The 14,602-nt window shown below is 67.5% G+C and carries 15 protein-coding genes; 10 read left to right on the forward strand and 5 right to left on the reverse strand.

The window, feature by feature from the left end; all coding sequences use genetic code 11:
• A partial coding sequence (locus JYJ84_RS05980) for an MFS transporter (protein WP_205189132.1) occupies positions 1 to 392 on the reverse strand: 392 nt, incomplete at its 3' end.
• A gap of 58 nt (positions 393 to 450) precedes the next feature.
• On the reverse strand, positions 451 to 1,638 hold the full coding sequence (locus JYJ84_RS05985) for a M20 aminoacylase family protein (RefSeq protein WP_175222500.1): 1,188 nt from the start codon (positions 1,636 to 1,638) through the stop codon (positions 451 to 453).
• 222 nt (positions 1,639 to 1,860) lie between these two features.
• Here JYJ84_RS05985 and JYJ84_RS05990 point away from each other — a divergent pair, with 222 nt between their 5' ends.
• From JYJ84_RS05990 to JYJ84_RS06000, 3 genes are all read left to right on the forward strand, one after another.
• Positions 1,861 to 2,499 carry a TetR/AcrR family transcriptional regulator gene (locus JYJ84_RS05990; RefSeq protein ID WP_175222499.1) on the forward strand — a complete coding sequence of 213 codons (639 nt, stop codon included), beginning with the start codon at positions 1,861 to 1,863 and terminating at the stop codon, positions 2,497 to 2,499.
• Positions 2,500 to 2,552: 53 nt separating this feature from the next.
• Complete coding sequence (locus JYJ84_RS05995; protein ID WP_175222498.1) at positions 2,553 to 3,536, forward strand: MDR family oxidoreductase; 984 nt, start codon at positions 2,553 to 2,555, stop codon at positions 3,534 to 3,536.
• Positions 3,537 to 3,621: 85 nt separating this feature from the next.
• Entirely contained in the window at positions 3,622 to 4,200 is a 579-nt protein-coding gene (locus JYJ84_RS06000) for a peroxidase-related enzyme (protein ID WP_175222497.1), read from the forward strand.
• A 214-nt stretch (positions 4,201 to 4,414) separates the two neighbouring features.
• Here JYJ84_RS06000 and JYJ84_RS06005 read toward each other — a convergent pair whose 3' ends face one another.
• On the reverse strand, positions 4,415 to 5,290 hold the full coding sequence (locus JYJ84_RS06005; RefSeq protein ID WP_174958090.1) for an SDR family NAD(P)-dependent oxidoreductase: 876 nt from the start codon (positions 5,288 to 5,290) through the stop codon (positions 4,415 to 4,417).
• Between the two features lie 174 nt (positions 5,291 to 5,464).
• A complete protein-coding gene (locus JYJ84_RS06010; RefSeq protein WP_122948139.1) occupies positions 5,465 to 6,043 on the reverse strand; it encodes a TetR/AcrR family transcriptional regulator in 579 nt (192 codons plus the stop codon).
• A 202-nt stretch (positions 6,044 to 6,245) separates the two neighbouring features.
• Between JYJ84_RS06010 and zwf the strand changes: the two genes are divergently transcribed.
• Positions 6,246 to 7,721 (forward strand): glucose-6-phosphate dehydrogenase, encoded by a 1,476-nt coding sequence (gene zwf, locus JYJ84_RS06015; RefSeq protein WP_122948140.1) that lies wholly within the window; start codon positions 6,246 to 6,248, stop codon positions 7,719 to 7,721.
• An 89-nt stretch (positions 7,722 to 7,810) separates the two neighbouring features.
• Here zwf and JYJ84_RS06020 read toward each other — a convergent pair whose 3' ends face one another.
• Complete coding sequence (locus JYJ84_RS06020; RefSeq protein WP_122948141.1) at positions 7,811 to 8,752, reverse strand: LysR family transcriptional regulator; 942 nt, start codon at positions 8,750 to 8,752, stop codon at positions 7,811 to 7,813.
• Positions 8,753 to 8,864: 112 nt separating this feature from the next.
• Between JYJ84_RS06020 and JYJ84_RS06025 the strand changes: the two genes are divergently transcribed.
• The 6 genes from JYJ84_RS06025 (at position 8,865) to JYJ84_RS06050 (ending at position 14,542) form a co-directional block, all read left to right on the forward strand.
• Positions 8,865 to 10,067, forward strand: a complete 1,203-nt coding sequence (locus JYJ84_RS06025) for an MFS transporter (RefSeq protein ID WP_175222496.1) — start codon at positions 8,865 to 8,867, stop codon at positions 10,065 to 10,067.
• 29 nt (positions 10,068 to 10,096) lie between these two features.
• Positions 10,097 to 10,420, forward strand: a complete 324-nt coding sequence (locus JYJ84_RS06030; RefSeq protein WP_175222495.1) for an adenylate cyclase — start codon at positions 10,097 to 10,099, stop codon at positions 10,418 to 10,420.
• A gap of 13 nt (positions 10,421 to 10,433) precedes the next feature.
• Positions 10,434 to 11,393 (forward strand): LLM class oxidoreductase, encoded by a 960-nt coding sequence (locus JYJ84_RS06035; RefSeq protein WP_175222494.1) that lies wholly within the window; start codon positions 10,434 to 10,436, stop codon positions 11,391 to 11,393.
• Positions 11,394 to 11,526: 133 nt separating this feature from the next.
• Positions 11,527 to 12,333, forward strand: a complete 807-nt coding sequence (gene dkgB, locus JYJ84_RS06040; RefSeq protein ID WP_175222493.1) for a 2,5-didehydrogluconate reductase DkgB — start codon at positions 11,527 to 11,529, stop codon at positions 12,331 to 12,333.
• Between the two features lie 69 nt (positions 12,334 to 12,402).
• Entirely contained in the window at positions 12,403 to 13,518 is a 1,116-nt protein-coding gene (locus JYJ84_RS06045; protein WP_175222492.1) for an alkene reductase, read from the forward strand.
• 22 nt (positions 13,519 to 13,540) lie between these two features.
• A complete protein-coding gene (locus tag JYJ84_RS06050; RefSeq protein ID WP_175222491.1) occupies positions 13,541 to 14,542 on the forward strand; it encodes an aldo/keto reductase in 1,002 nt (333 codons plus the stop codon).
• The last annotated feature ends 60 nt before the right edge of the window (positions 14,543 to 14,602 follow it).

Raw genomic sequence — 14,602 nt, forward strand, 5'->3', positions numbered from 1 at the left:
GCGGCCACGCCGACCTGCGCGTAGGTCGGCGCGATCGCGATCAGGCCCGTGCCGAGCGCCATCAGCATGATCGTCAGGTTCAGCGCGGCCTTGCGCCCCTTGCGGTCCGCGTAGACACCGAGCACGACGCTGCCGAGCGGCCGCGTGAAGAAGCCGGCCGCGAACGTCGCGACCGACAGCAGCAGCGACGTGGTCGGGTCGCTCGACGGGAAGAACAGCTTGCCGATCAGCACCGCGAAGAAGCCGTACACGGTGAAATCGAAGAACTCCAGCCAGTTGCCGATCACGGCCGCCGCGATCGCCCCGCGCCGCGTGACGGCCGGCGCACCTGGCGTGCTGGTTTCGGCGGCCCCCGTCGACGCGGGGTGCAGCGCGAGATGGTCTTTCTGCATCGTTATCGTCTCCTCTCAATGCGGCCGGAAGCGCCGGCCGCCCGCCCCGCCGCCGGCATCACCGCCCGAGGTAACGCTCCACGAGACGTGTCCAGAACGCCGCGCCGATCGGCAGGTTGCGATCGTTGAAGTCGTACTTCGGGTTGTGCACCATGCAGCCGTCCTCGCCTTCGCCGTTGCCGAGCCGCACGAACGAGCCCGGCCGCTGCTGCAGCATGAACGCGAAATCCTCGCTGCCCATCAGCAGGTCGGTCTGCTCGACCACGTGCGCATCGCCGACGAGTTCGCGCGCGACCTGCGCGGCGAAATCCGTTTCGGCATCCGTATTGACGACAACCGGATAGCCTTCGATGTACTCGACGTTCGCGCTCGCGCCGTAGCTCGCCGCCTGCGTTTCGGCCAGCTCCGTGATGCGGCGCTTGAGCAGCGCGCGCACGTCGGGGCTGAACGAGCGCACGCTGAGTTCGAGGCGTGCGCCGTTCGGGATCACGTTGTTCGCGGTGCCCGCGTGCATCGAGCCGACCGTGACGACCGCCGGCTGCGCGGGGTCGACGTTGCGCGCGACGATCGTCTGCAGCGCCATCACGATGCTCGCCGCGACGACGACCGGGTCGACCGTCAGGTGCGGTCGGGCCGCATGGCCGCCGACGCCTTCGATCGTGATGATCGCCTTGTCGCCGGCCGACATGAACGGGCCGCGCCGCGTGAGGAACACGCCGGGCGCCGCACCCGGATGGTTGTGCATGCCGAACACCGCGTCGCACGGGAAGCGTTCGAACAGGCCGTCGTCGATCATCTTCTTCGCGCCGCTGTCGACGCCATGCTCTTCCGCCGGCTGGAAATACAGGTGCACGGTGCCGGAGAAGTTGCGGGTCTTCGCGAGATGCTGCGCGGCGCCGAGCAGCATCGTCGTGTGGCCGTCGTGGCCGCAGGCGTGCATCTTGCCGTGCGTGCCGCTCGCATAGGGCAGCCCCGTCGCCTCGATGATCGGCAACGCATCCATGTCGGCACGAATGCCGATGCTGCGCGTGCCGTCGCCCACGCGCAGCGTGCCGACCACGCCCGTCTTGCCGACCCCACGCGTCACCTGCCAGCCCCACTGTTCGAGCTTCTCGGCGACGAGCGCGGCCGTGTCGTGCTCTTCGTACGCGAGCTCGGGATGGTGGTGGATGTGGTGACGGATCTCGCGCAACCCGCCGGCGGCGGGCATCAGATCCTCGATTTCGGTGAATCGGGCGTCAGTCATCTAAGGGGCTCCAGCTTGTTTGTATGTGCACGCGTGACGCTGCGTGCGGGAAAGCGAGCCACTATAGCGAGCCGATATCGGTTCAATAAGATGCGGAATTTTTCACCGCGATAAGGTTTTTTAATCAGGGTTAGTACGGGTATGTCTCGCCGCAGCGACCTCACCGGACGCGCTCCACACACGACCGGTTGATTTTTGAGACGAACGGTCTATTATTCGCACATGGACGTTCGAACTGATCCGCCTCGCCGTCGCGGCAGGCCACCGAAGCAGCACGAAGACCTCGTCGCCACGCGGGACATGCTGTTGCGCACCGGGCTGGAAGTGCTCACCGAGAAGGGCTTCTCGGCCACCGGGCTCGACGAGATCCTCGGGCGAGCGGGCGTGCCCAAGGGCTCCTTCTATCACTACTTCGACAGCAAGGAAGCGTTCGGCCTCGAACTGATCGACCGCTATGCCGACTTCTTCGCGCGCAAGCTGGACCGTCATTTCAGCGACCCGGCGCGCTCGCCGCTGCAGCGCGTCCGCGCGTTCGTCGACGATGCCCGGGAGGGCATGGCCCGCTACGCCTACAGCCGCGGCTGCCTGATCGGTAATCTCGGGCAGGAAATGGGCGCGCTGCCCGAAAGTTTCCGTGCCCGCCTGCGCACCACGTTCGAAGACTGGCAACGCCGCCTCGCCGAATGCCTCGCCGCCGCGCAGCACGCCGGCGAGCTGGCCGGTTCGGCGGATCCCGCCGAGCTGGCCGCATTCTTCTGGATCGGCTGGGAAGGCGCCGTGCTGCGCGCGAAGCTGGAGCGCAGCGACGGGCCACTGGCATTGTTCGCACAGTTTTTCTTCAATGGATTACCTCGCCGCTGAATTTTTTTGCCATTAACTAGACGATCGGTCTAGAAATTAGACAGGAGAACGGGATGTTCCAGGGCATCGTGATCGACAAGGACGAAACCGGCCAGCACGCACGGCTGCAAACGCTGGACGACGCGCAGTTGCCCGCGGGCAACGTGACGGTGCGCGTGGGTTATTCGACGCTGAACTACAAGGACGGACTGGCGATCACCGGCAAGAGCCCGGTGGTCCGCAAGTTCCCGATGGTGCCCGGCATCGATCTGGTCGGGGAAGTCGAAGAGAGCGCGCACCCGGACTATCGCCCCGGCGACCAGGTCGTGCTCAACGGCTGGGGTGTCGGCGAAACGCACTGGGGCGGCCTGGCACAAAGGGCCCGCGTCGATGGCGACTGGCTGGTGCCGCTGCCGTCCGCCTTTTCGCCGCAACAGGCGATGGCCATCGGCACGGCGGGCTACACCGCGATGCTGTGCGTGATGGCACTGGAGCGGCATGGCGTGCGCCCGGACGACGGCGAGATCGTCGTGACCGGCGCGGCAGGCGGGGTGGGCAGCGTCGCCACCGCCCTTCTCGCGCGGCTCGGCTATCGCGTCGTCGCCGTAACCGGCCGCCCCGCCGATGCCGACTACCTGCGCCAGCTCGGCGCGGCGGAAATCCTGGAGCGCTCGCAATTCAGCGAGCCCGGCAGGCCGCTCGGCAAAGAACGATGGGCCGGCGCGGTCGACGTGGCAGGCAGCCACGTGCTCGCCAACGTGTGTGCGACCACGCGGTACCGTGGCGTCGTGACGGCCTGCGGCCTGGCCGCTGGCATGGATTTCCCCGCGACCGTCGCGCCGTTCATCCTGCGCGGCGTTACGCTCGTCGGGATCGACAGCGTCATGTGCCCACGCGCCGACCGCCTGGAGGCATGGCGCCGGCTCGCGTCCGACCTCGACGTCGAGAAGCTGGGCGCCATCGGCCATCAGGTCGGCCTGAGCGACGTCATTCCGCTTGCGGAGGAGTTGATCAACGGCAAGGTTCGCGGCCGCATCGTCGTCGACGTCAACGCGTGACGCCACTGACGACCCCCAGCGATTCTTTGTTAGGCCGGCGGCTCGCGCATCGAGAGCACCCGCGCCACTTTATCCAGGAGACCTCATGACCGCCGCAAACACCGCCCCCATCAGCCGCTTTCCCGTGCCCGCGCTCGACGACTTGCCCGAGGACATTCGCGAACGCATCGCGGCCGTCCAGGAAAAGTCGGGCTTCATCCCGAACGTATTCCTGACGCTTGCGCATCGCCCCGACGAGTTTCGCGCGTTCATGGCGTACCACGACGCGCTGATGGACAAACCGGGCAACCTGAGCAAGGCCGAGCGCGAGATGATCGTCGTGGCCACCAGCAGCGTGAACCAGTGCCAGTACTGCGTGATCGCGCACGGTGCGATCCTGCGCATTCGCGCGAAGGATCCGCTGATCGCCGACCAGGTCGCGACCAACTATCGCAAGGCCGACATTACCGCCCGGCAGAAGGCAATGCTCGACTTCGCGATGAAGGTGTCGCAGGCCGCGCATCTGGTGGGCGAAGCGGATTTCGACGCGCTCAAGTCGCATGGTTTCGTCGAAGAAGATGTGTGGGACATCATGGCGATCTCCGCTTTCTTCGGCATGTCCAACCGCATCGCGAACGTGACGAACCTGCGGCCGAATGCGGAGTTCTATGCGCTGGGGCGCTGAGCGCACACGCCGTTCGGCCGCACGGACGGGACGCGGCGGTCTCGTCGCGCCCGCCTATCGACGCCGGTAAACAACGCCCTCGCCCGGCGCCGGCGTCGCATCGGCCGCGCCCGTCGATCGCATGGGCGCGGCCGGCCGATGCCTGCACGCAGACACATGCGCCGGCATCGGTCAGCCGCTCACGCTGCCCAGGCAGCGCCACGAATGTCAGCGCTCACTCCAGCCCTTTCAGCGCCTGCAACCCGGCCGGCAGCTTCGCATCCGGAAACTGCGTCGACAGCGTCGTGTCGCGCCACTGCGCCGCCTCATCCGCGCGCTGCTTCTCCGCCTGCTCGCACACGAACAGCGCGTCGCCACCGAGCAGCAAACGCATCGGCACGTCGTCGCGGCGCGACAGCTCGACGATCAACGCCGCGATCCGCGCCGGATCGCCGACTTCGTGCCCACCGTACGCGCCGAGCAGTTCGAGAATCTTCCCGACCGACGGCTGATAGTCGGGCAGCATGTCGTCGATGCCGCGCTTCGCCTGCGCGGCCCAGTCGGTACGCATCCCGCCCGGTTCGAGTGTGCAGACGCGCACGCCGAACGGCGCGACTTCCTTCGACAGCACGTCGCTGAACCCGCCGACTGCCCACTTCGCGGCCTGATACGCGGACAGGCCGGCCGTCGACGAGCGCCCGCCGACCGACGACACCTGGAAGATGTGCCCCGCGCGCTGCGCGCGCATCGTCGGCAGCACCGCACGCGTCAGGTTGATCACGCCGAACAGGTTCGTTTCGATCTGGTCGCGGAAATCGTCGGCACCCATCTGCTCGAACGGCGCCGTATGACCGTAGCCCGCGTTGTTCACCAGCACATCGATGCGGCCGAACGCGTCGCGCGCCGCCGCGACGGCCTGCACGGCCGCCGCTTCGTCGGTGACGTCGAGCGCGACCGGCAGCAGACGGTCGCCATGACGCTCGGCCAGATCGGCCAGCCGCGCGGGATCGCGCACACCGGCCACCAGCCGGTCGCCCGCCGCCAGCACGGCTTCCGAAATCGCTCGCCCCAGGCCGCGCGCGGCCCCTGTTACCAGCCAGACTTTCGACATTTTTCCACTCCTTGATTGTAGTGAAACCACAAAATGAATGATTACTCACTCATTAATAATGGCGATGTACCGGTCGTTCATGACCGCCATCGCCCTGCCTGAAACCCGCTACCCATCCTCGCCGCAGCGCGTGAACGTGAATCCGCACACGCCGCCACGACGGCAATCCTTGCCTTACACCGCGTGCAACACGGCCCACAACGCGCGAAACCCGGCTTCCCGGTACGCATCGGCCCGCGCGGGATCGCGCGCGACCGATTCGATCGCCGTTTCGGCGATCGACGTGAACAGCGCCGCGCAGAACGTGTGCGCTTCGTCGGGATTCAACGCGCCCGACACGGCGACCTGCTCACGCAGCAGCGCATTGATCCCGCCGAAACCTTCGGCGCCGGCCGCGCGATGCGCGTCGTCGATGCGCCCGCTCACGCCCAGCTGCTGCAGCGCGCGCCGCCCGTCCGGATTCGCGACGCCCCACAACACATAGCCGTTCCAGGCATGCCGCAGTGCCTGCTCGACCGGCGCGCCTTCCGGGTAACCCGTCATCATCGCGGCGCGCAAGTCCGCTTTCAGACTCACGTATAGCGCGTTCAGCAACGCGTCCTTGGTCTCGAAGTACGTGAACACCGTGCCTTCCGCCACGCCGGCGAGCCGCGCGATACGCGCGGTCGTCGCCGTCGCACCGTCCTCGGCGAGCGCGCGTGCGGCCGCGGCGAGGATGGCTTCGTGCTTGTCGGGACTGCGCGGTCGGGCCACGTTCGATTCCTTTAATGAGTGATCGCTCAATCATAATGGGGCGATCATACGGAATGCAAGCGCTGTTACATCCGGGGGAACCCATACGCAATCCATCAAAACCGTGCACTATTAGCGTTTTCACGTACTGGTGCGTTCACGTATCGGCGCCCGGTACCTCGACGTTCGTTTCACGTTCACCGTTTCACACCGCGAACCTCCCATGACGAATCAGCCTACCCAGACCGGAGCCGAACGGCCCGTCGACATGATCATCTTCGGCGGCGGCGGCGACCTGGCCGCCCGCAAGCTGTTGCCCGCGCTGTACATGGCGCACCTGCACTGCAACCTTCCGCCCGAGACGCGCATCATCGCGGTCGGCCGCCGCGACTGGGGCATCGACGGCTATCGCAAGTTCATGGACGAGCAGTCGCGCCCGTTCATCGACGAAAAGGCATTCGATCCCGCGGCCTGGAGCCGCTTCCTCGACCTGTTCAAGTACGTACTGATCGACGTGAACGCGCCGGACGATTACCTGCGGCTCGCGGAAGCGGCGCGCGGCGATGCGATCCGCGTGTTCTACCTGTCGACGTCGCCGGAGCTGTTCACCACCATCTGCGACAACCTGTCGGCTGCGCAGCTGGTGGACAAGCACTCGCGCGTCGTCCTCGAAAAACCGCTCGGCCACGATCTCGCATCCGCGAAGGCGATCAACAACGCGGTCGGCAAGCACTTCGAAGAATCGCAGATCTATCGGATCGACCACTATCTCGGCAAGGAAACCGTGCAGAACCTGATGGTGCTGCGCTTCGGCAACCCGATCTTCGGGCCGCTGTGGCAGGCGCCGAGCATCCGCAGCGTGCAGATTACGGTGGCGGAGACGGTGGGTGTCGGCAGCCGCGCGGGCTTCTACGACCATACCGGCGCGCTGCGCGACATGGTGCAGAACCACCTGCTGCAACTGCTGTGCATCGTCGCGATGGAGCCGCCCGTGTCGCTCGATCCGGACGCGGTGCGCGACGAGAAGCTGAAGGTGCTGCGCTCGCTGCGGCCGATGGCGGTGGCGGACGTCGCACGTGACACGGTGCGCGGCCAGTACACGGCCGGCGCGGTCGACGGCCAGCCGGTGAAGGGCTATCTCGAGGAAGACAACGTGCCGGCGGACAGCCGCGCGGAAACCTTCGTCGCGCTGCGCGCGCACATCAACAACTGGCGCTGGGCGAACGTGCCGTTCTTCCTGCGCACCGGCAAGCGGCTGCAGCGCCGCCAGTCGGAAATCGTGATCGAGTTCGCCGACATGCCGTTCTCGATCATCCCGACCGGCCCGCGCCACTACAGCAACCGCCTCGTGATCCAGCTCCAGCCGGAAGAGTCGATCCAGCTGCAGATGCTCGCGAAGGAACCGGGCAGCGGGATGAACATGGTGCCCGTGAGCCTGAACCTCGACCTGCAGCAAGCGATTCCGGAGCGGCGCGCGGAAGCGTACGAGCGTTTGCTGATCGACGTGATCCGCGGGCGCCTCACGCACTTCATGCGCCGCGACGAACTCGAAGCCGCGTGGTCGTGGGTCGAGCCGATCCTCGACGGCTGGAAGGAGCTCGGCGACCGGCCGCGCCTGTACACGGCCGGCACGTTCGGGCCCGCGGCTTCGTCGGCGCTGCTCGCGCGCGACGGGATGTCGTGGTCCGAAGAGGCGTAACCGTCGCACGACGGCGTGCCGGAGTACGGCACGCCGGATCGCACGTCAAATCACACGGGGCGTGACCCGCCCCGTCGTCCCTGCCGCCGCTACCGCGGCTCCAGCCACGCCGCAGCCTTGCGCCGCCCCGGCGCCTCATTGCCGCCGCCGCCCAGCGCCTCGATCAGGTAATCAACGAACGATGCGATTCGCGACGAGATCGCGGTATTGCGGTAGTACACCGCGTGGATCGGCTGCTCGACCTCGAGCGTCTGGCGCGCGAGCACTTGCACGAGCCGGCCCGCCTCGCGATCCTGCGCGGTCATGAAATCCGACAGGCACACGACGCCCGCGCCATCGAGCGCGAGCTGCCGGAGCGTCTCGCCGCTCGACGACCGGATGCCCGGCTCGATGCGGCACGGTTCGCCATCGGTGCCGAGGATCGGCCATACGTTCAGCGATTCGGGCTGCGTGAAGCCGAGCAGCGTGTGCTTGTCGAGATCCTCCACCTTGCGCGGCTGGCCGTGCGCCGCCACATACGCGGGGCTCGCGAGCATGCGTATCCGGCTGTTGCCGATGCGCCGGCTGTGCAGCGTCGAATCCTTCAGCCGGCCGATCCGGAACGCGACGTCGGTGCGCCGCTCCAGCAGGTCGATGATGCCCTCGTTGCTGTTCAGCTCCAGCTCGACCTTCGGGAAGCGTTCACGGTAGCCGCGCACGAGCGGCACGATCACATGCAGCATGAACGGCGTCGCCGCATCCACGCGCAGCCGCCCCGACGGCATCTCGCGCCGCGCGAGCATCTGTTCTTCCGCCGTCTCGACCGATTCGATGATCGCGCGCGCGTCCTGCAGGAACGCGCGCCCTTCCTCGGTCAGTTCGAGCCGGCGCGTGGTCCGGCGCAGCAGCGTGGTCTTCAGCTTCTCCTCGAGCCGCCCGAGCGTGCGGCTCGTCGCCGACACAGTGAGGTCGAGCTGTTGCGCGGCCGCCGTGATCGAACCGGAATCGACCACGGCGGCAAAGGCCTGGAGTTCGTCGAGCGTGATCTTCATCGCCGTATTCTTGATCTCAAATCAAAACAATTTGGTTTATAGACCCGTTTTTCAACAAAAGTAAAGACGGCACACTGCGCTCCATCCTCACCGGACCCATGGAGCACCCATCATGCCACTCGCCCTGCTTGCGCTGACCATCAGCGCGTTTGCCATCGGTACCACCGAATTCGTGATCGTCGGGCTGATCCCGACGATCGGCGCCGATCTCGGCGTCAGCCTGCCGTCCGCGGGCCTGCTCGTCAGCCTTTACGCATTGAGCGTCGCGATCGGCGCGCCGCTCCTCACCGCGCTAACCGGCCGCGTGCCGCGCAAGACGCTGCTCGCCGCGCTGATGGCGCTGTTCACCGTCGGCAACCTCGTCGCGTGGCAGGCGCCCGGCTACGAATCGCTGATCGTCGCGCGCGTCCTCACCGGCCTCGCGCACGGCGTGTTCTTCTCGGTCGGCTCGATCATCGCGACCACGCTCGTGCCGAAGGAGAAGGCCGCCAGCGCGATCGCGACGATGTTCAGCGGGATGACCGTCGCGTTCGTCGCCGGCATTCCGCTCGGCACCTTCATCGGCCAGCACTTCGGCTGGCGCGCAACCTTCCTGGTCGTCGCGCTGTTCGGCCTCGTCGCGTTCGTCGGTGCGGTCGCATTCGTGCCGCGCGGGTTGCCGCAAACGGCGCCCGCGCCGCTCGCCCGCCAGTTCCGCGTGCTCGCGCAGCCGCGCCTGCTGCTGGTCTATGCGATGACGGCGGTCGGCTACGGCGGCTCGCTGATCGCGTTCACGTACATGGCGCCGCTGCTCGAGCAGATCGCCGGCTTCACGCCGTCGCAGGTCAGTCTCGTGCTCGTCGGCTACGGCGTATCGGTCGCGTTCGGCAACGTGTGGGGCGGCAAGCTCGCGGATAGCGCCGGACCCGTGAAGGCGCTCAAGCGGATCTTCCTGCTGCTCGCGATCGTGCTGCTCGCGCTCACCTTCACGATCCACGTCAAATGGCTCGCCGTGCTGACGATGCTCGCGTGGGGCGCGGTGGCGTTCGGCAACGTGCCGGGCCTGCAGGTGTACGTCGTGAAGCAGGCACGCCACTTCGCGCCCGACGCCACCGACGTCGCATCCGGCTTCAACATCGCCGCGTTCAATCTCGGTGTCGCGGGCGGCTCGGCACTCGGTGGCGTGATCGTCGCGCACGTCGGCCTCGGCCATACGCCGTGGATCGCGGCAGCCGTCACGCTCGGCGCATTCGCGCTCACCGCACTGAGCGGTCGCCTCGACCGCAGCGCCGGCCTGCCGGAACGCACGGCCGAACCGGTCCAGCTCGCGCACTGAACGTCACTTTTTTGCAGGAATTTGCACCCATGAATGCATCGACCCCACGCCCGCCGTTCGCCGGCAAGACGTTCGAAGTGCGCTACGACGGCCTCACCGCGCTCAACGCGTACGACGATGACGGCCTCCACATGCGCTACGAGATCACCGAAGGCCCGTACGCGGGCGCGAAGGGTGAAGTCGAATACACGTGGCAGCACGTCGCCGGCGAAACCTACGCGATCTCGTGGCAGGAAGCCGACCGCGCGACGGTCGTGCATATCGACGATTTCGCCGCCGGCACGTCGCGGTCTTTCTTCACCGCGTCGTCGCTCGATTTCTACCGGCTCGAAGGCAGCCTGCGCGCGATCTGAACGGAACCCGACCATGTCCACTTCACTCACTGCACTCGACAGACTCGTCGACGGCGGCTTCAGCATCGGCCTCGAACTGCCGCTCGACAACGACTGGTCGCCCGCCGGCAACGCAAAGCGTCAGCACGACGGCCGCCGGCCCGGCGTGCCCGATCTCGAAATCCATGCGGAGCTCGCGCAACTGGCCGACACGCTCGGCTTCCGCGCGCTCTGGGTGCGCGACGTGCCGGTGTACGACCCGGCGTTCGGCGACGCCGCGCAGGTGTTCGAAACCTTCTCGTATCTCGGCTACCTCGCCGGCATCACGCACGACATCCTGCTCGGCACGGCGGCCGTCGTGCTGCCGCTGCGCGAGCCGCTGCTGACGCTGAAATCGGCCGCGACGATCCAGGAGCTGAGCGGCGGCCGCCTGCTGCTCGGCGTCGCCAGCGGCGACCGGCCGGTCGAATATCCGCTGTTCGGCCGCGACTTCGCGTCACGCGGCACGAATTTCCGCGATCAGATCGCGCTGCTGCGCGACGGCGCACGCGGGCACCTGCCGCCCGGCCTCGATGTGCTGCCTGCGGCCCGTTCGCCGCTGCCGCTGCTCGTCGCCGGTCTCGCGCAGCAGACGCCCGCTTGGATCGGCGAACACATGGACGGCTGCCTCGCGTATCCCGGCACGCCGGACGACCACCGGCAGCGCGCTGCGAACTGGCGCGCGGTGGCCGGCGACAAGCCGTACGTGAGCTTCATCCACCTCGACCTTGCGGAAGATCCGCACGCGCCGCTGCAGCGGCACCGCTTCGGCGCCCGCGCGGGGCGTCTCGCGCTGATCGGGGAGCTCGCGGCCATGCGCGACGCGGGCGTGCGGCACATCGGGCTGCATCTGCGCCGCAACCGCCGCTCGCTCGACGAGACGATGGCCGAGATCGCGGCAGAGGTGCTGCCGGTGTTCCACGCAGATGAACACACCCGGACGCGTGTTGCATGACGCCGGCCAACCCCGTTCCAGATACTTGATTTCAGATCAAATATTTTTGACCTGCAACGGCGTTTATCTCATCAATCCAAAACGCCAGAATGACTTCCATATCGAACCCGTTCCACTCTCCCAGGAGCACGTGATGAGCAACATTCCCGCATTCGGCCTCGGTACGTTCCGCCTGCAAGGCCAGGCTGTCATCGACTCGGTCCGCAACGGCCTTGAAGTCGGCTACCGCACGATCGACACCGCGCAGATCTACGGCAACGAAGCCGAAGTCGGCGAAGCGATCGCCGCGTCGGGCGTGCGCCGCGACGACCTGTTTCTCACGACCAAGATCTGGGTCGACAACTACGCACCGGACAAGCTCGTGCCGAGCCTCGAGGAAAGCCTGCGCAAGCTGCGCACCGACCATGTCGACCTGACGCTGATCCACTGGCCGGCACCCGACAACGGCGTCGCGCTCGACACGTTCATGACCGCGCTCGCCGATGCGAAGGCGCAGGGCCTCACGCGCCAGATCGGCATCTCGAACTTCAACATCGCACTGACGAAGGAAGCGATCGCGGCCGTCGGCAAGGATGCGATCGCGACGAACCAGATCGAACTGAGCCCGTACCTGCAGAACCGCAAACTCGTCGAGTTCCTGAACGCCGAAGGCATCCACGTGACGTCGTACATGACGCTCGCGTACGGCAAGGTGCTCGGCGATCCGGTGATCGGTGCGATCGCGCAGCGTCACGACGCGACGCCCGCACAGGTCGCGCTCGCGTGGGCGTTGCAGCTCGGCTACTCGGTGATCCCGTCGTCGACGAAGCGCGAGAACCTCGCGAGCAACCTGCTCGCGCAGACGCTGCGCCTGACCGACGAAGACATGGCGCAGATCGCCGCGCTCGAACGCAACGGCCGCGAAGTCGACCCGGCCGGCCTCGCGCCGAAGTGGGACTGAACGCGCCACCCGCCACTCACGCTTTGATTCGCCGCGGCCCACCGGCCGCGGCACCGACAGGACACCGACATGACCCAGGACCCGCTTTTTCAACCGCTGCGACTCGGCGCGCTGACGCTGCCGAACCGCATCGTGATGCCGCCGATGACGCGCTCGCGCGCCAGCCAGCCCGGCGACGAAGCCAACGAACTGATGGCCGCGTATTACGCGCAGCGCGCAAGCGCGGGCCTGATCGTCAGCGAAGGCACCTATATCGCGCCGCTCGGCAAGGGCTACGCATGGACGCCCGGCATTCACACGCCGTCGCAGGTCGCCGGCTGGCGCAAGGTGACGGACGCCGTGCATGCCGCGCATGGCCGGATCTTCGCGCAGCTGTGGCACGTCGGCCGGCTGAGCCACACGAGCCTGCTCGGTGGACAACAACCCGTGTCGTCGTCGCCGCTGCAGGCGAAAGGCGTGAACGTGTTCGTCGCCGGTGAAGACGGCAGCACGCCGGGCTTCGTGCAGGCGTCCGAGCCGCGCGCGCTGACGATCGACGAGATCCGCGAGATCGTCGATCAATATCGCGCCGCCGCGCGCCATGCGATCGAGGCCGGCTTCGACGGTGTCGAGCTGCACGGCGCGAACGGCTATCTCGTGAACCAGTTCATCGACTCGAATGCGAACACGCGCACCGATGCGTACGGCGGCGCGCTGGAGAACCGGCTGCGCTTCCTGCGCGAAGTCACGCAGGCGCTGATCGAAGGCACCGGCGACGCGTCGCGCGTCGGCATCCGCCTCGCGCCGCTGACAACGCTGAACGGCTGCGTCGACGACGATCCTGAAACGACCTACCTCGCGGCCGCGACGCTGCTCGGCGCACTCGGCGTCGGCTACCTGCACATCGCGGAAGCCGACTGGGACGACGCGCCGCTGATGCCGGTCGAATTCAAGCAGCAACTGCGCGCCGCGTTCCCGGGCGTGCTGATCTACGCCGGCGCGTACACCGCCGAACGCGCGCGCGACGCGATCGCCGCCGGCTGGGCCGACCTCGTCGCGTTCGGCCGCCCGTTCGTCGCGAACCCCGACCTGCCCGAACGCCTGCGCACCGGCGCGGCGCTCGCAACGCACGACCGCAACACGCTGTTCGGCGGCGGCGAGCGCGGGCTGACCGACTACCCGACGCTGGCCCAGGCCGCGGCCTGAATCGGCATACCCGAGACTGCTCATGAGAATCACGCTCCCTTCCCGCCTGGGTTTCGGCACCGCGCCGCTGGGCAACATGTACCGGGACATCCCGCACGAAGAAGCGCTGGCCACGGTCGACGCGGCCTGGGAAAGCGGCATCCGCTACTTCGACGCCGCGCCGCTGTATGGCGCCGGCCTCGCCGAGCTGCGTCTCGGTGAAGCGCTCGCGGGGCGGCCGCGCGACGCATACTCGCTCGGCACCAAGGTCGGCCGGCTCGTCCTCGACGAACACGAGGACGCATCGCAACGCGATCTCGGCGAAAAAGGCGGCCTGTTCCGCCACGGGCTGCCGAACCGGATCGTCTACGACTACACCGAAGACGGCACGCTGCGCTCGATCGACGCGAGCCTCAAGCGGCTGCGCACCGACCGGCTCGACACCGTGTGGATTCACGACCCGGCCGTCGACTTTCACGGTGACGCATGGCGCGACGTGTTCGACGTTGCGATGTCGGGTGCGGCCAGGGCGCTCACGCGACTGCGCGACGAGAAGGTCATCCAGGGTTGGGGCCTCGGCGTGAACCGCGTCGAGCCGTGCGAACTCGCGCTCGAACGCGCGGACCCCGACGGCTTCCTGCTGGCCGGGCGCTACACGCTGCTCGACCATGCCGGCGCGCTCGAACGGCTGATGCCGGAAAGCGCCGCACGCGGGCTCGGGATCATCGTCGGCGGGCCGTACAACTCGGGCGTGCTGGCGGGCGGCACCCATTACGAGTATCAGCCGGCCACGCAGGCCATGCTCGACCGTGTCGCGCGCATCCGCCAGATCTGCGCACGATTCGGCGTCGATGTCCGCGCGGTGGCGCTGCAGTTCTCGCTCGCGCACCCGGCCGTCGCGGCCGCGATCCCCGGCGCGAGCCGGCCCGATCGCATCGACGACAACCTGCGTCTCGCCGCGGTGTCGATCCCGGCCGAACTGTGGGATACGCTGAAAGCCGAGCACCTGATTGCCGTGCATGCACCGACGCCGGCAGGCGCGTGATGACGGGCGGTTGCGTCGCAGCATGTGGCCGCGCAACCGCGCGCAATCGCGGCGGCTATC

Source organism: Burkholderia sp. LMG 13014, assembly GCF_905232215.1.
In the GTDB taxonomy this organism is placed as follows: Bacteria; Pseudomonadota; Gammaproteobacteria; order Burkholderiales; family Burkholderiaceae; genus Burkholderia.

Excerpts from the sequence above, each read along its gene's own strand:
- JYJ84_RS05985 (WP_175222500.1), bottom strand. The coding sequence starts at position 1,638 with ATGACTGACGCCCGATTCACCGAAATCGAGGATCTGATGCCCGCCGCC.
- JYJ84_RS05990 (WP_175222499.1), top strand. The coding sequence starts at position 1,861 with ATGGACGTTCGAACTGATCCGCCTCGCCGTCGCGGCAGGCCACCGAAG.
- JYJ84_RS05995 (WP_175222498.1), top strand. The coding sequence starts at position 2,553 with ATGTTCCAGGGCATCGTGATCGACAAGGACGAAACCGGCCAGCACGCA.
- JYJ84_RS06000 (WP_175222497.1), top strand. The coding sequence starts at position 3,622 with ATGACCGCCGCAAACACCGCCCCCATCAGCCGCTTTCCCGTGCCCGCG.
- JYJ84_RS06005 (WP_174958090.1), bottom strand. The coding sequence starts at position 5,290 with ATGTCGAAAGTCTGGCTGGTAACAGGGGCCGCGCGCGGCCTGGGGCGA.
- zwf (WP_122948140.1), top strand. The coding sequence starts at position 6,246 with ATGACGAATCAGCCTACCCAGACCGGAGCCGAACGGCCCGTCGACATG.
- JYJ84_RS06020 (WP_122948141.1), bottom strand. The coding sequence starts at position 8,752 with ATGAAGATCACGCTCGACGAACTCCAGGCCTTTGCCGCCGTGGTCGAT.
- JYJ84_RS06025 (WP_175222496.1), top strand. The coding sequence starts at position 8,865 with ATGCCACTCGCCCTGCTTGCGCTGACCATCAGCGCGTTTGCCATCGGT.
- JYJ84_RS06030 (WP_175222495.1), top strand. The coding sequence starts at position 10,097 with ATGAATGCATCGACCCCACGCCCGCCGTTCGCCGGCAAGACGTTCGAA.
- JYJ84_RS06035 (WP_175222494.1), top strand. The coding sequence starts at position 10,434 with ATGTCCACTTCACTCACTGCACTCGACAGACTCGTCGACGGCGGCTTC.
- dkgB (WP_175222493.1), top strand. The coding sequence starts at position 11,527 with ATGAGCAACATTCCCGCATTCGGCCTCGGTACGTTCCGCCTGCAAGGC.
- JYJ84_RS06045 (WP_175222492.1), top strand. The coding sequence starts at position 12,403 with ATGACCCAGGACCCGCTTTTTCAACCGCTGCGACTCGGCGCGCTGACG.
- JYJ84_RS06050 (WP_175222491.1), top strand. The coding sequence starts at position 13,541 with ATGAGAATCACGCTCCCTTCCCGCCTGGGTTTCGGCACCGCGCCGCTG.